Source organism: Ralstonia sp. R-29, assembly GCF_049913345.1.
Classification (GTDB): Bacteria; Pseudomonadota; Gammaproteobacteria; order Burkholderiales; family Burkholderiaceae; genus Ralstonia.
This window is the reverse complement of record NZ_CP184378.1, coordinates 241,092-264,484: the sequence shown is the minus strand read 5'-3', so window position 1 is coordinate 264,484 and position 23,393 is coordinate 241,092. Positions and strand designations below refer to the sequence as shown.

At 64.7% G+C, this 23,393-nt stretch carries 19 protein-coding genes; 10 read left to right on the top strand and 9 right to left on the bottom strand.

Features of this window, described 5'->3' with window-relative positions:
• Positions 1–176 precede the first annotated feature (176 nt).
• Entirely contained in the window at positions 177–740 is a 564-nt protein-coding gene (locus tag ACN9M1_RS18495) for an acyloxyacyl hydrolase (RefSeq protein WP_426400016.1), read from the top strand.
• Between the two features lie 108 nt (positions 741–848).
• On the opposite strand, the gene eutC is transcribed toward ACN9M1_RS18495, so the two are convergent.
• The 4 genes from eutC to eat all read right to left on the bottom strand — a co-directional run bounded on the left by eutC (position 849) and on the right by eat (position 6,012).
• Positions 849–1,727 (bottom strand): ethanolamine ammonia-lyase subunit EutC, encoded by an 879-nt coding sequence (gene eutC, locus ACN9M1_RS18490; RefSeq protein WP_426400015.1) that lies wholly within the window; start codon positions 1,725–1,727, stop codon positions 849–851.
• Between the two features lie 3 nt (positions 1,728–1,730).
• Entirely contained in the window at positions 1,731–3,137 is a 1,407-nt protein-coding gene (locus ACN9M1_RS18485) for an ethanolamine ammonia-lyase subunit EutB (RefSeq protein ID WP_426400014.1), read from the bottom strand.
• Between the two features lie 62 nt (positions 3,138–3,199).
• Complete coding sequence (locus tag ACN9M1_RS18480; RefSeq protein WP_426400763.1) at positions 3,200–4,474, bottom strand: HAD family hydrolase; 1,275 nt, start codon at positions 4,472–4,474, stop codon at positions 3,200–3,202.
• 146 nt (positions 4,475–4,620) lie between these two features.
• Positions 4,621–6,012, bottom strand: coding sequence for an ethanolamine permease (eat, locus tag ACN9M1_RS18475; protein ID WP_426400013.1), 1,392 nt, complete (start codon positions 6,010–6,012; stop codon positions 4,621–4,623).
• A gap of 223 nt (positions 6,013–6,235) precedes the next feature.
• Between eat and ACN9M1_RS18470 the strand changes: the two genes are divergently transcribed.
• The 3 genes from ACN9M1_RS18470 to ACN9M1_RS18460 all read left to right on the top strand — a co-directional run bounded on the left by ACN9M1_RS18470 (position 6,236) and on the right by ACN9M1_RS18460 (position 9,745).
• A complete protein-coding gene (locus tag ACN9M1_RS18470) occupies positions 6,236–7,258 on the top strand; it encodes a helix-turn-helix domain-containing protein (RefSeq protein WP_426400012.1) in 1,023 nt (340 codons plus the stop codon).
• A gap of 324 nt (positions 7,259–7,582) precedes the next feature.
• Positions 7,583–8,335 (top strand): substrate-binding periplasmic protein, encoded by a 753-nt coding sequence (locus ACN9M1_RS18465; protein ID WP_426400011.1) that lies wholly within the window; start codon positions 7,583–7,585, stop codon positions 8,333–8,335.
• A gap of 66 nt (positions 8,336–8,401) precedes the next feature.
• Complete coding sequence (locus tag ACN9M1_RS18460) at positions 8,402–9,745, top strand: GGDEF domain-containing protein (protein ID WP_426400010.1); 1,344 nt, start codon at positions 8,402–8,404, stop codon at positions 9,743–9,745.
• Between the two features lie 23 nt (positions 9,746–9,768).
• On the opposite strand, the gene ACN9M1_RS18455 is transcribed toward ACN9M1_RS18460, so the two are convergent.
• On the bottom strand, positions 9,769–11,115 hold the full coding sequence (locus ACN9M1_RS18455; protein ID WP_426400009.1) for a diguanylate cyclase domain-containing protein: 1,347 nt from the start codon (positions 11,113–11,115) through the stop codon (positions 9,769–9,771).
• Positions 11,116–11,775: 660 nt separating this feature from the next.
• Here ACN9M1_RS18455 and ACN9M1_RS18450 point away from each other — a divergent pair.
• Complete coding sequence (locus ACN9M1_RS18450; RefSeq protein ID WP_426400008.1) at positions 11,776–12,246, top strand: hypothetical protein; 471 nt, start codon at positions 11,776–11,778, stop codon at positions 12,244–12,246.
• 3 nt (positions 12,247–12,249) lie between these two features.
• Here ACN9M1_RS18450 and ACN9M1_RS18445 read toward each other — a convergent pair whose 3' ends face one another.
• On the bottom strand, positions 12,250–12,768 hold the full coding sequence (locus tag ACN9M1_RS18445) for a GtrA family protein (protein WP_426400007.1): 519 nt from the start codon (positions 12,766–12,768) through the stop codon (positions 12,250–12,252).
• A 98-nt stretch (positions 12,769–12,866) separates the two neighbouring features.
• On the opposite strand from ACN9M1_RS18445, the gene ACN9M1_RS18440 reads away from it, so the two are divergent.
• Both ACN9M1_RS18440 and ACN9M1_RS18435 read left to right on the top strand, forming a co-directional pair.
• Positions 12,867–13,772 carry a flagellar brake protein gene (locus ACN9M1_RS18440; RefSeq protein WP_426400006.1) on the top strand — a complete coding sequence of 302 codons (906 nt, stop codon included), beginning with the start codon at positions 12,867–12,869 and terminating at the stop codon, positions 13,770–13,772.
• 218 nt (positions 13,773–13,990) lie between these two features.
• Positions 13,991–15,418 carry an EAL domain-containing protein gene (locus tag ACN9M1_RS18435; RefSeq protein WP_426400005.1) on the top strand — a complete coding sequence of 476 codons (1,428 nt, stop codon included), beginning with the start codon at positions 13,991–13,993 and terminating at the stop codon, positions 15,416–15,418.
• A gap of 54 nt (positions 15,419–15,472) precedes the next feature.
• On the opposite strand, the gene ACN9M1_RS18430 is transcribed toward ACN9M1_RS18435, so the two are convergent.
• Complete coding sequence (locus tag ACN9M1_RS18430; RefSeq protein WP_426400004.1) at positions 15,473–17,041, bottom strand: methyl-accepting chemotaxis protein; 1,569 nt, start codon at positions 17,039–17,041, stop codon at positions 15,473–15,475.
• A 294-nt stretch (positions 17,042–17,335) separates the two neighbouring features.
• Here ACN9M1_RS18430 and ACN9M1_RS18425 point away from each other — a divergent pair, with 294 nt between their 5' ends.
• Positions 17,336–17,476, top strand: a complete 141-nt coding sequence (locus tag ACN9M1_RS18425) for an entericidin A/B family lipoprotein (protein ID WP_426400003.1) — start codon at positions 17,336–17,338, stop codon at positions 17,474–17,476.
• 91 nt (positions 17,477–17,567) lie between these two features.
• Here the strand turns inward: ACN9M1_RS18425 and ACN9M1_RS18420 are convergent, their stop codons facing one another.
• Entirely contained in the window at positions 17,568–19,310 is a 1,743-nt protein-coding gene (locus ACN9M1_RS18420; protein WP_426400002.1) for a phospholipase D family protein, read from the bottom strand.
• Between the two features lie 186 nt (positions 19,311–19,496).
• Here ACN9M1_RS18420 and cls point away from each other — a divergent pair, with 186 nt between their 5' ends.
• Together cls and ACN9M1_RS18410 are read left to right on the top strand one after the other, a co-directional pair.
• A complete protein-coding gene (gene cls / locus ACN9M1_RS18415; protein WP_426400001.1) occupies positions 19,497–20,930 on the top strand; it encodes a cardiolipin synthase in 1,434 nt (477 codons plus the stop codon).
• A gap of 97 nt (positions 20,931–21,027) precedes the next feature.
• Positions 21,028–22,281 carry an MFS transporter gene (locus tag ACN9M1_RS18410; RefSeq protein ID WP_426400000.1) on the top strand — a complete coding sequence of 418 codons (1,254 nt, stop codon included), beginning with the start codon at positions 21,028–21,030 and terminating at the stop codon, positions 22,279–22,281.
• Here ACN9M1_RS18410 and ACN9M1_RS18405 read toward each other — a convergent pair.
• Positions 22,236–23,300: an AraC family transcriptional regulator gene (locus ACN9M1_RS18405; protein WP_426399999.1), complete on the bottom strand. Its 1,065-nt coding sequence runs from the start codon at positions 23,298–23,300 to the stop codon at positions 22,236–22,238. The two genes, ACN9M1_RS18410 and ACN9M1_RS18405, sit on opposite strands and share 46 nt — an antisense overlap.
• Positions 23,301–23,393: the final 93 nt, after the last annotated feature.

Genomic DNA, 23,393 nt, shown 5'->3' with positions numbered 1-23,393 from the left:
CGGGCCGGCTGCGAGAGCGCAGGCGCGTAATTTGCGTGGCCCCGTGCCTTGCAAGCCAGTCGCCCGGCGCCATCCCGACCGTCTGTTTGCCTGCCGCCATGTCCGTCGCGCGCGTGGCTGGCCGATGCTGTTGCCGTGAATCACGCGCGCTGCTCAAACGACTCTGCCTCTCTCTGATGATCCGATCCGCGCTTTCCCGCTCCACCAAGTTGCTGGCTGCCGCCCTGGGCGCTGCCTCGCTGTTCGCCGCCCTGCCGGCCCAAGCCGATCCGTCTGTGCGCGCCATTTACGGCAAGGACAACAAGCATGGCATTGAAAAATATGGTGTCGATCTGGACTTCGACTCGGGCTACCACTGGGGCAATCCGGAAGGCTGGTTTGTCAATCTGGACTGGGAAGTCGCCCTCGGCCAATGGCGCTCGACCAAAGGCACCAACCGCCAGAACCTCACCGAATTCGGCGTGACGCCGCTGTTCCGCATTGAAAAGCGTGGCAGCTCGTGGGTGCCGTTCGTGGAAGTCGGCATCGGCCCGCGCCTGCTGTCGCACACCCGCACGTCGGATGAACACAACTTCAGCACGGCCTTCCAGTTCTCCGACATGATCGGCGTGGGCGTGGCCTTTGGCAGCAAGCAGCAGTTCCAGATGGGCTACCGCTTCGAGCACCTCTCGAATGCATCGATCAAGCGCCCGAACCCGGGGACGGATCTGAACGAGCTGTACCTCCGGTACACGTTCTAAGCCAACCAGGCATTGCCGGATTGTTCAGGACAGTGAGCCAAAGCCACCCCTGACGCCGGCAGCCATCTCCGATACGACTGGCTTGAACCACGGCGGGAGCTGCCGTACTCAGTCGTTGCCGAGGAGAAAATTCCCGCGCAAATCGAGCTGCTCCCCGCTCTCGCTCTGTGTCTCATCCTTCAGCGCCACGCCCGACAAACCGCGGCGATGCGCTTCGGACATCAGGTAGTGCAGCTTGTAAGCGGCCTCCTCGTAACGCAAGCCTTGCGGACGGACATTCGAGATGCAGTTGCGGCTGGCATCGGTCAGGCCCCGCGCAGGCATCCACGTCAGATACAGCCCCATGCTGTCAGGCGAGCTCAGGCCCGGGCGCTCGCCGATCAGGATCACCACCAGCTTCGCGCCCAACAGTTCACCCACTTCGTCGGCCACCGCCACGCGCCCCTGGCGCACGATGACCGGCGGCGCGATCTTCCACCCTTCCGGGACGATGCGCCGCTGGAGTTCGGCGAGAAAAGGCGCCGCGTTTTGACCCACAGCCAATGACGACAGGCCGTCTGCGATGACGAAGGCGACGTCATAGGGACGTGCCTGCGCCGCGGCCGCGAATGGTGCAGCGAGCATCTGTGCGCGCGATTCGTCGGACAGGCGCCGCCCAAGATCGGGCCGCTGCAGATAGGTGAGCCGGTCGGGCGCGGCGCTGTGCACCTGCATCACGGCATCCGCCGCGCAGATGCCATGCGCCTGCAACTGCAGCTTCAGAGCGTCAACGTCCAGCGCAAGATGCACCGCGTCGCGCGCCTGCGCGTGCGCGAGCTGGAAGGCCAGTTGCGGCCCCGTGGGCAAGCTCACGCCAGCACGCCCCAAGGCGATGCGCGCGGCGGTAAAGCGGCGCAGCGCTTCCCACGGATTGTCGGTCACCGGTTTGGCGGGCTGGTCGGGCTGGCCAGACTTGTCGCGCTTTTCGCGCTTTTTTATCCTGTCCATGACTCAGTGCAACCGCAGCAACGCGTCGCGAAAACCGGGCGGTGTGTCGGCATGCAGGCGGAACTGCCCTTCACCGCCGACGGTGTTGAAGATCTGCATCCGCCGCAACCACGTCTCGAACTCCGGCGCCGGGCGCGAGCCCAGCACACGGCGTGCGTACAGCGCATCGTGAAAGGACGTGGTCTGGTAGTTGAGCATGATGTCGTCTGAGCCGGGGATGCCCATGACGAAGGTACAGCCGGCCACGCCCAGCAAAGTCAGCAACACGTCCATGTCGTTCTGGTCGGCCTCGGCGTGGTTGGTGTAGCAGACATCGCAGCCCATGGGCAGGCCCAGCAGCTTGGCGCAGAAATGGTCTTCCAGCCCCGCGCGGATGATCTGCTTGCCGTCATAGAGGTATTCGGGGCCGATGAAACCGACCACGGTGTTCACCAGCAAGGGCTTGAACTCCCGCGCCACCGCGTAGGCGCGTGCCTCGCAGGTCTGCTGGTCCATGCCGTGGTGGGCATTGGCCGAGAGTGCGCTGCCCTGGCCGGTTTCGAAGTACATGACGTTATCGCCGACCGTGCCGCGCTTGAGCGACAGCGCCGCCTCGCGCGCCTCACCCAGAATGGCGAGGTCGATACCGAAGCCGCGGTTGGCGGCCTCGGTGCCGGCGATGGACTGGAAGACCAGATCCACCGGCGCGCCGCGCTCGATGGCGGCGATGGTATTGGTGACGTGGGTCAGCACGCACGACTGCGTGGGAATCTCGTAGCGGGAGATGACGTCGGCCATCATGCTCACCAGCTTCACCACTTGCGGCACGTTGTCGGTGGCCGGATTGATGCCGATGACCGCATCGCCGTTGCCGTACAGCAGGCCATCGAGCATGCTGGCGGCGATGCCGCTGGCGTCGTCGGTCGGGTGGTTGGGCTGCAATCGCGTGGACAGCCGCCCCGGCAGGCCGATGGTGTTCCGGAAGGCGCTGACCACGCGGCATTTCTTGCCCACCAGGATCAGGTCCTGGTTGCGCATGATCTTGGAGACGGCCGCCGCCATCTCCGGCGTGACGCCGGGCGCAACGGCAGCCAGCACAGCGCTATCCGTATCGTCGGCCAGCAGCCAGTTGCGAAAGTCGCCGACCGTCAGGTGCGAGATGGCCGCGAAGGCGGCGCGGTCATGCGTGTCGATGATGAGCCGCGTGATCTCGTCGTCTTCATAGGGAACCAGCGGCTCCTCGATGAAGATCTTCAGCGGCAACTCGGCCAGCGCCATCTGTGCCACCGCACGCTCTTCGGCGTTGACCGCAGCCACACCCGCCAGCATGTCGCCCGAACGCGCCGGCGACGCCTTGGCCATCAGCTCCTTCAGGTCGCGAAAAGCGTAACTGGCGCTGCCAACGCGGTGGTTGAACCTGTGTCCCGGCATGCTCATTCTCCGTCTTCAGCAAGGTCCGGCGGCTGCTCAACAGACCGTCGGACCCTGCACCCTCAGGTGGTCAGCAATTGCGGTGCCGTCTTGCCGTACTTGATGCTGGTTTCCACCGGCAGCCAGTTGCCGGTCGACTCCTGACGCCCCTGCAACAGAAAGCGCGGCTTGGACGAAGGGATCTGTTCAGCTGCCAGTTTGGACAGCTCGCCGATCTTGCCGCTTTTCATGCGATTGACGATCAAACCGTACTGCGTCTCCGGGAAGTCGCGCAACATGTCGTAGTCGCCATCGCTGTCGCCGGCTACGAACAGCGGGCCATAGCCCTTCTTCGCCACGATCTCCTGCTTGATGGCGACCGACTTGCCCGGGCCCCAGGTCAGCGGCCAGTCCTTGAGATAGGCGTTGCGGTAGACCCCGCCGTTGCGCTCCAGGCGCAGACCGACGATGTTCTCGCGCGCCACGTTGTAGCCATACTTGGCGTGGGTGGCGAACACCGCCACCACATCTTCCAGCGACGCGGTGCAGACATAGACATCAATGCCGTTGCTACGCAGCGTATCCATCATGCCGGCGATCTCCGTGCACAGCCGGATGCCATGGAAATGCGTGACGCTGACCACCCCGGCCTTGCCCGGACGGTCGGCCGGGCTGGTGTACTTGACCTTGTTCAACGCCGCGCCCAGTGCGGCATCGTTGGAGGCCTCGGCCAACGCGCTGACCTCCGCCTCGCTCATGTTGGCGAAGAAGTAGATCACCCAGGGATAGCCGACACTCACGCCGTGGGTGTCGTTGACCGCCTCATACAGGTAGTAGAGCTTGGCGCGGAAGTCCTGAAACTCGACCGTGGAGGTGATCTCCGCCAGCGGCTTGCTGCCGGCCATGCCCTTGTAGTTGGCGTGCAGGAAGGCGTAGTCGGCGTCGAGGTCGGCGCAGATCGAATCGAGGTCGACCACGTTGCCGGCGGCGTTCTTGAAATCCTTGCTGAACGGGCCCGGCGGCACGTTCTGGCGGATGATGGCGGCGAACTCCGCCGGCGTGAGCTTGAAGGCCAGCGTGTTGATCTGATACATCAACAGCGCTTCCTCGCAGTCGTTCATGATGCTGGTGTTGTCCCAGTCGAAAACGGCGTAGGGGCGCTTGCTCACCTTGTAGCCGGGCGCGGTGTTGCCATGCGCGGCGATCATCTGCGCCACCATCTCGTGGTTGCGCGGTGCCCACTTGGCACGGTCCAGGCCGATGGCCGTCTTCTTCGCTGCGGCATGGCCCAGCGCCGGTGCCAGCGCGCCGCCGGCTGCGGCTGCCAGCAGCCCGCCCAGGAAGCCACGCCGGGCCAGCCCACTGGCAGCGGCATTGGCACAAGCACGCGGCCTGTCGTGAAGGTCCTGCAAGGCAGGCGTCTTGTCGCTGTTGTTCATGATGGTCGCTCTCGTCGAGTGGGTGGATTGCGTCAGTTGGTTGCGTCAATCAGGGAAGAAACCATTCAGCGGCCGGAGATCACGCCTACCGCCGCATCGCTCTCGGCGCGGCGACGCGCGGTCGCCAGGAACCAGGCATAACCCAGCGCCAGCAAGGCCAGGAAGATGCCGAAGATCAGCGGGTTGTAGTAGATCATCGTGGCCATGCACACCAACGCACCGAACAGCGCGAAGGCAGGAAAGTACGGGTACAGCGGCGCACGAAACGGACGCGCCAGGCCGGCCTCGGCACGGCGCAGCTTGAACAGGCTCAGCATCGAGAGGATGTACATCAGGATGGCGCCGAACACCGACATGGTGACGATGTTGGCCGTCAGCGTCTGGCCGCCGATGGTGATCAGCTCATCGCTGTAGATGGCGGCGATACCGACAATGCCGCCGGCAATGATGGCGCGATGCGGCGTCTTGAAGCGCGGATGCACCCGAGCAAAATACGTCGGCAGGTAGCCCTCTCGGGCCAGGGCGAAGATCTGGCGCGAGTAGCCGAGGATGATGCCGTGAAAGGACGCCACCAGCCCGAACAGACCCAGCCACACCAGCATGTGCAGCCAGTTGCTATTGGCCCCGACAATCAGCTTCATGGCCTGCGGCAGCGGGTCGTTGATGTTGGCGAGCTTGGTCCAATCACCCGCGCCGCCGGCGAACAGCATCACGCCGACGGCCAGCACGACCAACGTCAGGATGCCGGTGATGTAAGCGATAGGAATCGACCGCTTCGGATCCTTTGCCTCCTCCGCCGCCATCGCCACACCTTCGATGGCGAGAAAGAACCAGATCGCAAACGGGATCGCGGCGAACATGCCGGGTACCGCCGCCAGGCTGAAGCTGTCGCTGCCCGACCAGCCACCCTTGATGAAATTCGCCATCGAGAATCCGGGCGAGACCACACCCATGAACACCAGCAGCTCGAAGATGGCCAGTAGCGTCACGCACAGCTCGAAGGTGGCGGCAATCTGCACACCCACGATGTTGAGCGTCATGAATACCAGGTAAGCACCCAGCGCGGCCAGCTTGAGATCGATGGAGGGAAACTGCACGTTGAGGTAGGCGCCGATCGCCAGCGCAATCGCCGGCGGTGCGAACACGAACTCGATCAGCGTGGCCGCCCCGGCGAGATAGCCACCCACCGGGCCGAACGCGCGCTTGCTGTAGGCAAACGGGCCGCCTGCATGCGGAATGGAGGTCGTCAGTTCCGTAAAGCTGAAGATGAACGTGGTGTACATCGCCGCGATGAACAACGCGGTGATCGTAAAGCCGAGCGTACCGGCGCTGGCCCAGCCGTAACTCCAGCCGAAGTATTCGCCCGAAATCACCAGGCCGACTGCAATTCCCCAAAGCTGCAGGGTATTCAAAACCGGCTTCAAGACGTGGTCATGGCCGGATGAGCTGGCATCCATGGGGCTCTCCTATTGGCGCGATAGGCGCGATATGCATGTGCCGCACGCTGCGGCGCTGATGGCCTGCACGCAGGGTCAAAGCCTGCGGGCATAGCGCTTGCATGAGAAGGGACAAGCGCTGCGCCATCGGCACCAATATAAGCACGGTGGTCTTGGCGGCGTTATTGAAATTCGGCAAACCTGTCATGGGCCTAACCGCCGCGCAACACCGGGAGTCACTCACATGTCCGAGGCCCAACTGCTCCAAACTGCAACAGCCGGCTCCCCCGCGCGCGCAAACTTGGCACAGCCGCACACAAAGCGGGCGCTGCGCACCGTCATCGCGCACGATGTTGATGAACACGCCCACAACCTGACCAACTGGGAGCAGCGCTACGACCAGATTGCCTGCGGCGCGTTTGAAGGCGTGCTGGACGAATGGCAAAGCGCGGGCGTGCAGATCTTCCGTGAAAGCACCAGCCGCGCCATCCGCCAGTCGTGCCGGGTATGGTCGGATGCACTCTGGTTCGGCATCGAAGCCTACGCGGCGGGCATGCGCATCAACGGCCGCCAAGTCGGCGCGGATGCGGTGATGACGCGTCCGGGCGGCGGCGAGTTCGAACTGGTCACGCCCGACCAGCATGAGATCTACGGCATCGTTGTGCAGCGCAACGCGCTGCTGGCCACCGCCACCCGTCTGGGCTGCGAAGTGGATTGGAGCAAACTCGGCCAGGCCGAATTGCTGAATGTCGAACACGATGCGCTGGACACCTGCCGCCGCCATATCGCCGACCTGCTGCAGGTGGCCGGCGGCATGCAAGACACCCCCGGCAACGCGGCGCTGCAGTTGCGCCAGGAAGCGGTGCTGGTGTCGCTGCTGGCGCTGCTGGACAGCGGCGAGATCGAAGCCGAGGCCAGCGCCAACTTCCAGCGCCGGATGCGCATCGTCAACAACGCGTGCGAATACGCGATGGCACAGCAGAAATGCCCGGTCACCGTACCGATGCTGTGCGAGGCGGTCCATGTCAGCCGGCGCACGCTGCAATACTGCTTCGAAGATGTCCTCGGCATCAGCCCCATGGCCTACCTGCGCGCGCTCCGCCTGAACGGCGTGCGGCGCGCGCTATGCGAAGGCAGCGGCAGCCGTGCCATCGGCGACATTGCGGCGGCCTGGGGCTTCGTCAACTTCAGCCAGTTCTCCTGCGACTACAAGAAGCTCTTCGGCGAAACCCCTTCGGCCGCAGTACGGGCGAGGATGCGCTGCTGACGCCAAGCACACTGCCCACCCAGGCTGATCCGTCCGCACCGCAACATGAAAGGGTTTGCAGGCCAGTTCCTGCGAACCCTTTTTCATTGTTAGACCAGCATGCAAGCTTGGAGAAAGCCGGCCTAATGAGCAATCGCCCCATCATCGGAACCGGCACCGGCACACGCTGTACAGCGCTGTGCCAGCCATCCACTCTTCAGTGGGGCTAAACCACTCGTCTAGATTGCCGATTAACTGTTCTGGAGCTCACACTGCGCCAGTTCGGCGGGCACCACGCCGCCACGTAGACCGGGCATTGCATTCTCTTCAGCGCCACCTGACGCCATGCATCTCTTGCGCCCTTCCTGGGTCTTCTGCGCACTGTGCGCCTTCTGGGCGCCCGCGCTTGCTCTGGCGCAAACATCCATCCTGATCTACTCCGAGGCCGGGCAACGCCCGCTCTCCTACGACGACCATGGCACGCCCAAGGGCGCCTATGTCGAAAACCTGATGCGCGTGCTCAAGCGGATTCCGGGATACAAGGTGGAGATTCGCTTCGTGCCCTGGGCGCGCGCCGTGGAAGAAGCCAAGAACGGCAACAGCGCCGGCGTGCTCGGCGTGTACTACCGCCCGCAGGAGCGCCCGTTCCTGAATCATTCCAAGTCGATCTACACCGAGGACGTTGCCGTACACTGCAACCGCGATTCGGTGCGAGGGCGCGCGCTCAACACCTACCCCGACGACTTTGCCGGCTTCCGGTTCGGCAACCAGCGCGGCTACCTGGCACCCGGCCCGCGCTTCTTCGAGATGGCAAAGGCCGGCAAGATCAGCATTGTCGAAGGCCAGGAGTTTCAGGATCTCGTCAAGAAGATGCTGGTGGGCGAGATTGACTGCGTGGTCAACCCGAGCATCGTCATCAACGAGGCGCTGGTCACGCTGGAGGCGCAGGGCATTCCCGAGCGGATGCGCTACAAGTCCAAGCGGATCCTGACTGTCAAAAGCGAGACCGTTCACGTCGGGTTCAGCAAGAAATACGAAGAGTCGCACCCCGAGCTCGCCCGATTCCGCCAGCTGTTTGACAGGGCGGCAGACGAGTAATCGCGCAGCCAGCCGCCCCGCCCACTCATGCCCCCGCTGTCTCCTGTTCAATCGATCCGGAACAGGATGATCGCGCTCTTCATCGTTGTCACGACAACGACTTTAGGGGCGTTCGCCATCCATCGGCAATGGCAGCGACAACGCGATCTGGATCAGCGCTTCGAGCAACTCCGCACGGACATCCTGGACAGCCTCGGGCAGAGCCTGGCCGAACCGGTCTGGGCGCTGAACGTCGACATCATGCGGACCAAGCTGGAATCCGCGCTCGTGCATCCGGAGGTCGTTCAGGTGTGCGCGCTCTCTGCGGATCGGCAGGAAACCTATACCGCCGTCCACCGGAAAGCAGCGGGTGCCGGCACGCTCGCGTCGGGCGCCCCAACATGCACCGCTCCCAGCCCGCATGAAGTGATCAGCGAGGTAGAAATCTACCCACCCGCCGGCATCGACCCGCAGCGTAGAAAACAGCCGATCGGCAAAGCGGTCCTCTACCTCACCCGAGACCCCATGCGCCACGCCCTGCGTGCCGCCATGATCCAGGGCATCACGGAGGTCGCCGCCATGGATGTGGCCCTGGTGCTGCTGCTGACCTTCGGGCTGCGCATGGTGTTCCGGCCGCTGGCGCATCTACAGCGCGCGCTGTTCAACCTCGCCTCGTCCCAGGGTGATCATCTGGAAGAGCTTCCCAAGTTGGGCCGCACGGAGTTCGACAGTGTCATCGAGGGCTTCAACCAAGTCCTGCGCAAGCTCAAGCGCATCATCGCGCAGCGCACAGAAGCCGAAATGACGGCGCGCGAGGCCATCCACATCACCAACGAGGCCTTCGCGCAGCTTCAGGCTACCCAAGCGGAGCTGGTCGAAAAAAACCGGCAGCTGGAAACGCTCTCCCTGACCGATCAGCTCACCGGCGTATTCAACCGGCGATGTCTGGATGCCGTGCTCACCCACGAGCTGGAGCGCTGCCTGCGCGATGGCAGTCCACTGGCCATCATCCTGATGGATGTGGATCGCTTCAAATCCATCAATGACACCCATGGGCATCAGGTGGGCGACCAAGTGCTGGTGGAGGTTGCCAGCCGCATCGTGCACGTCAAGCGGCCAACCGATACGGTCGGCCGTTGGGGCGGTGAAGAGTTTCTGCTGATCTGCCCCAATGCCGGGCCGGAAGATGTCATGGGCTATGCGCAATGCTTGCGCAAGGCGATCGGGGAGCACGATTTCCGCCTGATCGGCCGGATGACGGCGAGCCTTGGCGTGACCTGCATGCAAGATGAGGACACCATCCACGGCATGATCTCGCGCGCAGATGCGGCTTTGTACCGAAGCAAGAAAAACGGCCGCGATCGCGTGGAGTTCGCCCTGCACGGGGCTGGGGCGCACGCCACGCCCGAGAACGAACCCCTCGGCGACTGATCAGGCTGGCAGGTGGCAGCAGATCAGTGCGCGTCAGCCTCGCCGTCGAAATCGCGATCGCGCGATCGCATGCCCATCAGGCGCTCGTAGTTGAGCGAGGCATGGAAGCCAAAGCCATTGCCGCCGGCACGCTTGACTTCGTACATGGCGGCGTCGGCGTTGCGGATCAGCGTCTGGGCATCGCGGCCATCGGTCGGATACAGCGCCACGCCGGCACTCACGCCCAGCGACAGCACATGGCCCTCCACGCGGAACGGGGTCTGCAATTGCTCGATCAGGCGCTCGACGGTCTGCGAAACGTCTTCGCGCGTGGTGCAGTGCGTGAGGACGGCGACAAACTCATCGCCGCCCAGGCGCGCCACTGTGTCGGACGCACGCAGGCCGCTGCGCAGGCGCATGGCGGTGGCCTTGAGAACGAGGTCGCCCACGCCGTGGCCATATTCATCGTTCACGGGCTTGAAGCGATCCAGGTCGACAAAGACGACCGCCACCTGCGCACGGGCACGGCGTGCCGCCTGGATGGCGACGAACAGCCGATCGCGCAGCAGGCGCGCATTGGGCAGGTCGGTCAGCGGGTCATGCAGCGCCAGATGGTGCGCCTTGTCGAGTGCGGCACGGCGCTGGGTGACGTCGAGCAGCGTGCCGCTCACGCGGGTGGCCATGCCAAGGGCATCGCGCTCGGTCACACGGCCACGCGCCGCCACCCAGATCCACTGGCCATGGCCGGCGCGCATGCGCTGTTCCACTTCAAAACTGTCGGCATCGCCACGCAGATGGCGATAGATGCGTCGCGCACTCGTCGTCGCGTCTTGCGGGTGCACCATGGAAAACCAGCCGTCCGGATCGTTCGGCAAATCGGCCGGATCGTAGCCGAGCATATCGGCAGTGCGGCGATTGAATGACACGTGCCGCGCCCGCGTGGACCAGTCGAACGTGCCCAGGCCTGCGCCGTCCAGCACATAGGCCAGCCGCTGCTCCGACGCGCGCAGCGATTCGAGCGCCAGACGCCGCGCAGTCACGTCCTGAACCTGCACAACAAGGTGCTTGGCATCGCCAGTATCCTGGTGCGCCAGGGCCACGTCGGCTTGGACCCACACGGTGCTGCCATCCTGGCGCACAAAGCGGGTCTCCAGCGAGAGCGACTCCCGGTGGCCGGCAAGTAAGGCACCGATGCCGTCGCGCGTGCGCTGGGCGTGATCGGGGTGACAGAGATCGAAGAGATCGCGCGAGCGCAGCGCCTGTGCTTCGTGCCCCGTCAGCGCACACAGCGCCCGGTTCACGTCGAGAAAGCGACCCTCCGGCGCGCACAGGCCGATCCCAATCGGCGAATGTTCGATCGCAGCCTTATACAAATGGTGGTCCTCAAGCATGGCGATGCACTTCGCGAATGCGGCAGTCCCGGGGAGCAACGGATATGACGGCACCGGCTCGCCCGCCACTGCGTGATCGCAATGGGCCGCATTAGGCAAGCTGCGGTGGTGCTCGACGTGGATCCCCGTAACCGGTCTCGTGGTCTGCGCGTTCAGCCGGAGGCTGGCAGACCTGTCGCACACAATCCATGTGCGCGAATTCGAGGCGGACTATAGAAGCCGTGAGTTAACGGGGCAATCCCTTCCCGCGAGGGGACACGGGTCAGACGCTCGTTCTGGCCCCTCGTGCTTGAAGTCGACGCGAGGGAAACGCGCCCCGCGTCATTCCCGTCTGCGTTTGTCGCTGCCGGTGGCCGGCAGCTGCCCGGCCACGCCGGACATCGGACAACTGTACACCTACGTCTACACCGCGACAGTCAGCCTTTCGGCTAGGTTTTATGGTGCGTGGCCTGATGCATACGTTTGCCTGAGGCAAACGCCGGTACCTCCACATTGCGGATGCCTGCATAGGCAGTGAATGCTGCCGGACTCATCCAGAAGAACGAAACGGCAATCACACCGGCACGGGCTCCGCTACTATGACTGATATCGCTCCGGGGGGACGAGTCAACACAGCCAGCCGCCGTGCGCCACGCGACGCCTGCGGTTGTGGGAGGTTGTATGGAATTAAGTTTTGTCGCCCCGGGTACCGAAACACACCGCTACGCGCTCAAGCTGGCGGGGCTGCCCGAGGGGAGCGAGCCGGTCGACCCCGCGTGGATCGACGACGCACTGACCGCCGCCATTCGCGTCTTTGACGCACACCGTGTGCACTTTGCCGACGCCTATTTCGCCTACCGCGCCCGTGACGCGGCGCAGCATCCCGCACGTGCCGGCGAGGCCGCGCCGCACATGCTCCCCAGCGGGGACCTGCACGACGACACGCCCCTGCTCGCGGATACGTTTGCGATTGCGCAGCTTGCCGCACTCGTCTCGCTAGAGGCCGCTGGCATGGCCGACATCATCGACGTGCACTTGATCGTGGAACGACTGCGCGACGATGGCCAGACGCGCTCTGCGGATGGCCTGGCCGAGGTGACTTTCCCGACCGACGCCGCCTCAGGCCTGCACGCCACCGCCCGCCGACACTGATCGCTAGCGCCCGCGCCTGCTACACGCCGGCCGCTTCGGCACAATGGCGGGCTGCGGCTCCCTGGGCGCCCCGACAGCAGCGGCGTCGCGGAACGTCCAATGCCGGTGCACCAGAAAATTGAAGACCGCCGTAATGGCCGAGGCAAACACCTGCGCGAGCAGGTAATACAGCCCAAGCGACAGGCCAATCGCCATGATGGTCGCATTGCACCCCAGCGCCAGAAACGCGACCAGCCCAAACCGCACCATCGCGCCAATGTGACCGCGCGTGCTGTTGAACACCGCCTGCCGGCTGATGATGTAGTTGAGCGTGGCGCCGATCACGCTGCCGGCCACCGAGGCCCGCCAGGGCGACACGCCGGCCTGCACCAGCCCGAACAGCACCACGTAGTGCGCCAGCGTGGCACCGAAGCCGATGACGACATAGCGGGAGAACTGCGCCGCCACAGCCCAGAAACGCTGCGCGCGCCCGAGGTCTGCGTGCGGCCCACCTGCCTGAGAATCAAAATTGCGCTGAGTCATGGCCGCAAGGTGCGCAACTCCCGTGCCCGTTTAAAGTTGGGCAACATTTTGCCGTATAAGCACGTGGGCACCCGCGCCGCTGCGGACGCTCCATTGACATGCTCGAACTCCAACCTCTCGACATTCCGCTAGCGATCCCCCTGCCGTGGCCGATGCTCGACGCCGACGGGCAGTTGCTCGTCCCCAAAGGCGACGTCATCCACTCCCCGGAAGAGATCGACCTGCTCTTCACCCTGCACCGGCCACACCGTCAGGCCGACGGCACGCCTGCCAGCGCTTCGCCATTCGCCAACACGCTGTTTCCGAATACGCTGTTCCCCGACATGGCGGAGGACCCGGAGAACGAGCGCTCCATCGCCATGGAACAGCTTGGCCTGCGCCCGGGCGGCATGCTGACCGTGCGTCTGACCGCCGGCGCCGGGCAAAGCAAGGGGGCCGCGCGTGTGATGGGCTATAGCCCGCAGCGCCATCTGCTCATTACCATGCCGGCCGACGGTGGCCGCGCCGTCATGCCGGTCAAAGACGAGCTGCTGGAGATCCACGCCTTCTCGGGCGAGGGCATTGCCAGCTTTGAATGCACGGTGATGGCCGTGTGCCGCATCCCGTTCGAATACGTCGTCTTGTCGGCGCCAAGGCGCATCAAAAGCCGTGCGCTGCGCAAGTCGCTGCGCGTACGCGCCAACGTGGTGGGCAAGATGCTGGTGAGCGGCGAGCCGCCGCGCATGATCCATATCTCCGACATCAGCACCACGGGTGCATCGTTCCGATCGGCCCATCGGCTGGAGTTGAGCGGTGCGCCTGCGCGCCTGCGATTCCGCGTGAAAACCCGCGACTACCACTCCGAGTTGGTGGCCGCCGCGCTGATCCGCAGCGAAAAGCCCGCCGACCTGCCCAATGCGTATCAGTACGGCGTGGAGTTCATCGAATTAGGGGCCTCGCAACGGATGCTGCTGCAGTGCTTTATCTACGAGCAATTGCTTTGGGGTGGCCAGCGCATGGCGTAAAATCAGTGATATGCGCAATATTTTTATCAGATGTAATTATCTCTAAACATAAAAAACGCCCGTACGATTCCCGCGACAATGCGCCGGGCAACGGCCCGGCAAGCGGAGTTTCGGCTTATGATGCCCACAGGTTCGTCGTGACAACTCGACACAATTGAATGACCCGCGCGAACCGACGCATTTCCGTTTCACAGGTATTTGCAGGACGATCTCCATTTATGAGTCGCGCCACGTCCGTCGCGCCATCGGGTCTGGACCCCATCTCCGGGTTGCCGGACCGCGAACGATTCATCCGGTGGCTGGCCGCGCTGCCTCAGCCCATGCAGCCCGCGCAGCCGGATGGCACTGGCGCGTTGCTGCTGATCGGCTTTGACCACTTTGCCGAGGCGACCACCACGCTGGGCCCGCTGGCCGCGCGGGCGATCCTCGTCGAGTGTGCGGCGCGGCTCAAAGCGTTGTGCGACGCCGGCGTCGATGCCACGGCTCCCTTCGTTGGCCGCGTCGGCCACGAAACCTTTGCGATTGCCTCGACCGAATTCACCTCGGCACAAGCCGTGCATGACCTCGCGCGGCGCATTTCCGCCGCGTTGACGCGTCCGTTCATCGCGCATGGCTATGAGCTGGTCTGCTCGTGCAGCATCGGCATGACCCTGTTTGACAGCACGCCGGCCGACCCTGCCCGACTGATTGATCAGGCCGACCGCGCGCTCTATCACGTGCAGCACGGCGGCGAGCAGAGCCCGGCCGTCTATGCGCCCGCCCCCGCCATGCCGCATGCCGACGCCCCGGTGTCGGCTGCCGAGGCAAACGACGCCGTGGCAGAACGGCCGCGCTTGGCTGCGCAACTGCGCCACGCGCTGGCGCGCCGCCAGTTCAGCCTGAACCTGCAGCCACAGTTGAGCCTGGCCGATGGCCGGATCGTCGGCTATGAATTCCTGCTGCGCTGGATTTCACCCGAACTCGGTGGCGTGGCACCGGCAGATTTTCTGCCGATCCTCGAACAGACGGGCGACATCCGCGAGGTGGGCCGCTGGGTGCTCGACAACGCCGCACAAATGCTGGCCGGCCTGCAGCGCGAAGAAGCCGAGCGCGCTGGGCGGAGCGGCACACGGCATCAGCCGAGCGTGCATGCGGCGGTCAACCTGTCGGTGGCGCAATTGCTGGACCCGCAGTTGAGCGAGGTGGTGCGCGACATTGCCGCGCGCCACGCCGTGCCGCCGGCGCGGCTCGTCTTCGAGGTCTCGGAACATACGCTGCAACGCGCCAATGGTGCCGCACGCCAGGCCATTGAAGCACTGCACGCATGCGGTGCGCGCGTGGCGGTCGAAGACTTTGGCGCCACCGAGCACAGCCTCGATTGCCTGGAGACCTTTCGCCCCGACCAGGTCAAGCTCGACCAGGGTGTGGTCGGCGCGGTGGCAGACGCACACAGCCACGGCGCGCTGCAGCGCCTGGTAGCCGCCGCCCACGCGGCCGGCGTGCCCGTCACAGCCACGCGCGTAGAAACCGCCGCGCAGCTCCAAGCCCTGCGCGCTTGCCGCTGCGATGTCATCCAGGGTTATCTGCTGTCGCAGCCCTTCCCCGCTCGCTGGATCGACGACACGCAAGGCGTGATTGCCGAACGCGCACGCGATCTACTGCCGTAAAAAACAACGCCCTTCCACAAACATGGAAGGGCGTTGCGTCTTGTCGCGCTTGGCTTATGCGTGTTCGACGCGGAACACCGCCACCGCGCAGCGCAGCGCCTCCGCCTGTTCCTCCAGCGATTCCGCCGCAGCCGCGGCCTGCTCCACCAATGCGGCGTTCTGCTGCGTGACCTGATCCATCTGCGTGACGGCCTGGTTGACCTGCTCGATGCCGCTACTCTGCTCTTCCGATGCGGCGCTGATTTCGCCCATGATGTCGGTCACGCGCTTGACGGCGGTCACCACCTCCTCAATCACCGTGCCAGCCTCGGCCACCAGCGTCGAACCGTTTTGCACGCGGCCCACCGAATCGCCAATCAGCTCCTTGATCTCCTTGGCTGCCGTGGCACTACGCTGCGCCAGGCTGCGCACTTCCCCTGCCACCACCGCAAAGCCCCGGCCTTGCTCGCCCGCACGGGCCGCTTCCACCGCCGCATTGAGCGCGAGGATGTTGGTCTGGAACGCAATGCCCTCGATCACGCCAATGATGTCGGCAATCTTCTTGCTGCTCTCGTTGATGCCAGCCATGGTGTCCACCACGCGGCCAACGACCTCTCCGCCCTTGACCGCGATGTCCGATGCGCTCACAGCCAGCGTGCTGGCCTGACGCGCGTTGTCGGCGTTCTGCTTCACGATGCTGGTCAGCTCTTCCATGCTGGAGGCGGTTTCCTCCAGCGAGCTGGCCTGCTGCTCCGTGCGCTGCGACAGATCCGCATTGCCTGCAGCGATCTGCTTGGTGGCGCTGGCGATCGAATCCGAGCCCGTGCGCACTTGGCCGATGATCCGCTGCAGGCTCGTCTGCATGGAGGACACGGCGTGCATCAGGCGGGCGGTTTCATCACGACGGCCTGCGGTGGTCTGACCTTCCACGCGCGTGGCGAGGTCGCCTGAAGCCATGCGCTCGAATACGTGGATGGCACGTTCCAGCGGACGCACCACCGTGCGGCCCAGCACCCCACGCGCCACCACCGACAACAACAGCGCAGCCGCCAGCAAACCACCCGACACCCAGATGCTCATGGCGTAGCGCGATTGCGAGTGGTCAAAACGCGCCTGGCCATAGGCGAAGCGCGCCTTGACCAGCGGGCCGAGCGCCGTGTCATAGGCGACAAAAAGCTGCGGCACCTGGGTGGTGTTCAAGTCTCGGTACGTGGTGAGGTCACTGCGTTCCAGCGCGGCGATGGCCGGCTCCAACGCGGTCTTGACGAACTTCGTGCGCGCAGCGTCAGCGGCCTGCAATTGGGCGCGGTCGGCTTCGGGCACCGGCAGCTTCATGAACTCGGCCCACGCATCGTTGGCCGTCTTGACCATGGTGTGCGCGTCCGTCAGCAGTTTCTTGAGTTCTTCGGGCGACGAGACCGAATCGAAATTGGTCAGGTGAATGCGCGCCCACAGCAGGTTGATCGTGTCCTTGGCCAGCAAGTCCAGCCCTTTGGCGTCTTCCAGGTACACGGCGCGCAGGTCGGCGTTGGTTGCCCGACCGGTGGCGATGCCTGCGGCGCCCACCGCCGCAATCATCACGGCAAACGCGGCCACCAGAATCGTCAGTCGCGTTCGAATGCTTGTATCCATCCACTTCCACATAGGTCTATCCCCCGCTTGGTTGGGCCGTCTGGCGTTGTCTGGTTCGGTTGCAATGCACCGCTCGTCTGGCACCCGGTTCACTCCCGAAGAGTCCTATCGGCAAACCAGGAGAGAAATGGAGGCCCAGGCATTGAATGTCCGGGATATGCCGCAAGTGATATGCAAGAGTGTAAAAAAGATGCGTCAGGCGCACCCCCTCAAGTGGGGTGACACTAAAATGCGGATTGCGCCACCCATCCGGTGGCAATCATGCGAAATCGTGCGGATTACCGCACTGCTCACAAGGGGATCAAGATGAAGAAACTGATTGCACTGCTGGCCCTGGGCTGCGCCGTTCTGGCGGGTTGCAACACGATGGCGGGCATGGGCAAGGACATCCAGACCGGTGGCCAGAAGCTGGAAAACGCAGCCGACAGCACCAAGCAGAAGATGTAATGACACGAAGGCCGGGGCGCCCCTTGCTCGGGCCTCCCGGCTGGAGTGGAAGAACGCCGCAACTCGCGGCGTTTTTCTTTGGGCGGAAGCCTTACAACAACTCCTCTGGCGTGAACGGCGCCAGCATCTGAATCCACGTTCGGCGGCCGAAGCCGACATCGGGCTCGTGGTTGACGACAACCTCCTTGCCGTTCTCGTGCGTGGTCCAGCGTAATTGGCCGTCATCCGCCTTGGTCACGCGATAGGCGCTTTCCTTCAGCGAATCATCAAACAGCCGGGCCACGGCCTGCGCCAGCACTGGGCTGCGGATCACCAGCCCGGTTTCCGTATTCAGCGCAATCGAGCGCGGGTCGATGTTCATGGAGCCGATGAAGAGCGTGCTCCGATCCACGATGACGGACTTCACGTGCAGGCTCGCCTGCGATGACCGAAACGTGCCGACCACTCTCGGACGCTCGCCGAGCGTGGGACGTAGCTCATAGAGTTCCGCGCCGCTATCGATGAGCGTTCCACGGTATTTCGCATAGCCCACGTGCACGATGGGTGCATCGGTGGCTGCCAGCGAGTTGGTCAGCACGCGCAGGCGCACGCCCCGATCATGCAGGCCCTTGGCCACTTCCACGCCGCGCTTGCCAGGCACGAAGTATGGCGAAATCAAAATCACCTCGCGCTGCGCCTCGTCCACGACACGCATCAATGTGCGGGCGAGGCGCTCACCGCCAGGCTCGATGTCGTCGCCGGACACCTTGGCGGGGCGGTCGACGATGACCTTCGCGGGCGCCCATTCCAGGCTGAGCCGGCCGCGCGCGATCTGGTCGGCGAGGAACCAGTCGCGTGGCCCAGGCCGCAGCGGCAGGGGGTCGACGGGCGTGGTGCTGGCCAAGTCGGTCTGGTTGCGCAGTCGCTGCTGCTCAGGGTCGGTGATCTGCCGCGCGGAGGCCTGCGGGCCGGATGCGGAGGCCATGTCCATCGCCGCGATTGGCGCAGTCGGCACCTCGATGCGACGCAATGGCGCTTCCGGGCGGGCAGGCATGGATACGGCCTGCGGGTAGTTACCGTCCTTCTGCTCGGGCGGATGGGCATCGCTGGGCTTGGGCGCCAATGCCTGCACGGGGTAGGCAAATTCGCTGTTCCAGTACGCGTCGAATGCAGAAGACAGCTGCCGCACCGCTGGCCCCGCCGCCAGCACATCCAGGTCGACAAAATTGGTGGTCTTGTCTTGGGTGAAATACTCAGCGCCCAGATTGCGCCCGCCTGTCACGGCCAATGCGTTGTCGGCGATGAACGCCTTGTTGTGCATGCGCCGGTTGACGCGGCGGAACTCGGCGGCGCCGCTCAAATACCGCGTGAGGTTCGACATGCGCCCACCCGGAAACGGGTTGAACAGCCGCACGTCGATGTTCTTGTGCAACGAGAACTTCAGGAACGCCAGATCGCGCCCATCGCTGTGCAGGTCGTCGACGAGCACGCGCACGCGCACACCGCGTTCGGCGGCGGCCAGCACGTGGCGCATCAACTCCCGCACGGCGTTGTCGCTGCCGATGATGAAGTACTGCAGATCCAGGGTCCGTTCAGCGCGGTCGGCCAGCGTGAGCAAGGTGGCATAGGCCTCTTCGCCCGAGGGGATCAGCCGGAAACCCGACACGTCCCCGGAGGGGGCCTTCGCCTGCGCCAAACGCCCCAGTGCAGTCGTAGATTCCGCCCCCGAAAGCGCCGTCGTGACCGGCCGCTCGACGTGCTCAGGCAGGCTGGCGCAGCCACCCAGCAGCAGCGCTGTCAGGCAGGTCAGCCAGACGCGTAGAAACGTGCGGAAGATCAGCGTGCGCCCTTGCATGTTGGTTGGTCGCGTTGTGCTACAGAGAATCGACAGGACGGTAACTGCACATCAGCATGCCGCGTGCCTGTGAGTGGCACCGGCGCTCCCAGGCTACGCCGCCGGCGAGGCGGCGCGAATCCGTGTTTATCCGACGCCACCTTAGGCGTGTCAAAATGCCCCGTGGCATGCCCTCCTTGCCCCCTGATGCTGACCCAAACCACCACATTCGCCACCTTTCTGTTTCTTGTGCACTGCGTGGGCGTGCTGGCCGCCATGCACGCCGTGCTGACCGTGCGTACCTCTCAGGGGGCCATTGCCTGGGCCATCTCGCTCGTCACGCTGCCAGAATTCACGCTGATCCCGTATCTGATCTTCGGGCGCAGCACCTTTGCCGGTTACGTGGATGCGCGGCGCTTCAACAATGCCCGCATGCGCGAGATCACGCTGTCGGACGACTGGCGCCGACTGCGCGATCACGAATCCTCCGTTGTCGAGCCGCACCACGCGTGCATGCAGGCGCTGCCCCGGCTGACGGGCATGCCGTGTTTGTCGCGCAACCGCGTGCGGCTGCTGGTCAACGGCGCGGAGACCTTTGAGGCCATCTTCGCGGCCATCGCGCAGGCCAAGCGGGTGCTGATCGTGCAGTTCTTCATCGTGCATGACGACACGCTCGGCCGCCGCCTAGCCGACGCGCTGCTTGAGCGCGCGCGTGCCGGCGTGCGCGTGTACTTCCTGTTCGACGCCATCGGTTGCCACGCCCTGCCACGCCACTATGTGCAGCGCCTGACCGACGGCGGCGTGCACGCCAAGCCGTTCTCCACACATGCCGGCTTCGTCAATCGCTTCCAGCTCAACTTCCGTAACCACCGCAAGCTGGTGGTGGTGGATGGCGAACGCGCCTACGTGGGCGGCCATAACGTCGGCAACGAATACCTGGGCGAGAAACCACCGCTGGCTCCGTGGCGCGATACGCATATCGAGATCGTCGGCGCGGCGGTGATGGACCTACAACTCACCTTTGCCGAAGACTGGTATTGGGCGGCGCATGAAGTGCCGCAACTGATCGTGCCCGAGCTGCGTCCTGACGAAGACATGGTCTGCCAAGTGGTGGCCAGCGGCCCCGCCGACAAGCAGGAAACCTGCTCGCTGTTCTTCATGGAGGCTATCCAGTCCGCGCGCCACCGGCTGTGGATCACCACGCCGTACTTCATTCCCGACGAGGCGGTGTTTGCGGCGCTGCGCCTGGCGGTGCTGCGCGGGGTGGACGTCCGCATCCTGATTCCATCGCGCCCGGACCACCGCGTGGTCTTCCTGGCCTCCACGCTGTATGCCCACCAGGCTATCCGCGCCGGCGTGAAGATCTACCGCTACCTGCCCGGCTTCCTGCACCAGAAGGTCGTGCTGATCGACGACGATGCCGCCGCCGTCGGCAGCGCCAACCTGGACAACCGCTCGTTCCGACTGAATTTCGAGCTGATGGTCGTGACGGCCGACCAGCGCTTCGCGAATGACGTGGCGCAAATGCTCGACGCGGACTTTGCGCAAGCCACGCGCATCGGCCGGGACGAATACGAGCGCGCGCACCCGCTACGCCGCGTGATCATGCACGTGGCCAAATTGTTCGCGCCGATTCTGTAGCCGCCTTTCCACATTTGCGAATTCGCCCGCAAGAAGCGGAGCGCATCACCGCATCGCCGTCCTTAACCTGAAGGTCAATGACTTCAGGAGACGCGCGATGCCCCTTACCGCACTCGACCGCCTGCCGCCCGGTTTCAACCGGCTCGCAGGCTCCAATCTGGCCGCGCAATCAGCCGAGCAAATCGCGCTCGCTGCAATGCCCATGGTCGCGGTGCTGACCCTGCATGCCGACGCCAGCACGGCGAGTTGGCTGCAGGTCGCGCTGACGCTGCCGTTCGTGCTGTTTGCCATTCCCGTCGGCATGCTGGCGGATCGCTGGCCCAAACGCACGTTGATGGCCGGAGCAGAAGCGGTGCGTGCAGCAGCACTGTTCGGGGTGGCAGGGCTGCTGCTCGCTGGCCAACTGAATCTAACGGCACTGGTGGTGCTGGGCTTCGTGGCGGTATGCGGCACGGTGGTGTTCAGCGTGGCGGCACCAGCGTTGGTGCCGTCGCTTGTGCCACCGACGATGCTCTCGCGGGCCAACGGGCGCATCGAACTGGCGCGCACCGTGGCGTTTGCCTGTGGCCCCGCCATCGGCGGCGCGCTGATCGGCTGGACCGGTGCCATGACGGCATTCGTGCTGGCCGCCGCGCTATCCGTGGGTGCAGCCGCGCTGCTGACGGGTGTGCCCTCACCCACAGCTGCCGCACGGCATGCGACGCATCCGCTGCGCGACATTGCCGAGGGTGCGCGCTTCGTGTTTCAGCATCCGCTGTTGCGACCGGTGTTCATCACGCAATGCCTGTTCACGATGTCCTTTTTCATGGTGCTCGCCGTATTCGTGCCGTATGCGGCGCACCAGCTTGGGCTGTCGGCGCAGGCCATCGGGCTCACGCTCGGCATGTACGGTGCAGGCATGGTGATCGGCGCACTGCTCGCTGCGTGCATCCTGGCGCGCTGGCGCTTTGGCCATGTGGTGGCGACCGGCCCCGTGTGCGGACTGGCCGGCGGTGCGTTGCTGGCAGCGACGCTCTGGCAACCGTGGCCGGCGCTCGCCCATGCTGGGTTCTTCATGCTGGGGTGTGGGCCGATCCTGTGGGTGGTCAGCACGACCACGCTGCGCCAGACGGTCACGCCGCCCGCGCTGCTGGCATGCGTATCCGCGGTGAACGTGATGTCGTACGGTGCACGGCCGGTGGGTGCTGCCTTGGCGGCATGGCTGGCGGCGCAGGCGGGTATGGGTGCGTGCCTGCTGATGGCACTGGCCAGCTTTGCGCTGCAGTTGTTGTGCATCCTGCAATCGCCGGCGGTGCGGCTGGTGCGTCAGCCGCGTGCGGAGGATGCGTCGGCAGGGTTGGAACCGGCCTGAGCTGCGTCGCCAGCACTGTCACTGCGCTGCGCATTGCGCCACGCCCGCGGCGTCATGCCGAAATGCGCGATGAACCAGCGCGTGAACGACGCCTGCCGCGTATAGCCCAGCAGCGCCGCCACCCGCCCGATCCGGTAGGTCGGATTCGCCATGTAGCGGACGGCAAGGTTGTGCCGCACCTCCTCCACCAGCTCGGAGAACGTGGCACCGGCGGCCTCTAGCTGCCGTTGCAGCGTGCGCACGCTCAGATGCAGGTGCTCCGCCACCTGCTCCACAGAAGCGCGCTCCAGTGGCAACAACAGATACACCGCGCGTCGCACCTCCTGCACCATCGCGTCGGGGCCCGATACGTTGAGCGGTTCGGCCAGGCTTTCCGCATAGCGCACCAGAGCCGGGTCAGCAGCCGGGTTGGGAATCTCCAGGTCTGCCGCTGCGCAGACGATGCCGTTGAAGTCGCTGCCGAACACGATGGGGCAGCCAAACAGGCGCCGGTGCAGGCTGAGATCGCCCGGTGCGGCATGCGTGAAATGGATGCTGCGCGGTTTCCAGTGCGCGCCCAGCAGCGCACTGCACGTGCGGGCCAACACGCCCACGGCCAACTCATTGGCCTGGCGCAACGGCACGGGGGTCTCGGTGATGACCTCTTCGCGAATGACGACCATGTCGCCGTCCGACTCCAGATAGATCGCCAGCGCTTCATTCAGCAGATGGCGGTACTGGATGATGGCCTGCAGTGCTTCGCGCAACGTCCGCTTGTGGCCCAGCAGCAAGCCCAGCACGCCAAAGTCCAGCTCCGGCCGCGCCTCGGCCATCAGCAGGCCGAGCGTCAGACACGGTGCGCTGCTGGCCGTGATCTCCATCAACTGGCAGGTCGCCACCACGGGCACGGGCTGTTCCGGGTCGGTCAGCTTGGCGGGGTCCAACCCCACCTGCCGCAACGCCTCCTGCGGGTTGAACCCCAGCCGCCGCACCACCTGGAAGTAACCATTGAGCGAGCGTGCACGCACCATCGTTTCCATGGGGGTTCCGTTGGCTGTTCCGGCAGGTTGTTGGCGGGTCGGTGTTTATACGGAATGGCGCCAAAAGAGAAAAACTTGGCACCAACTGAGAAA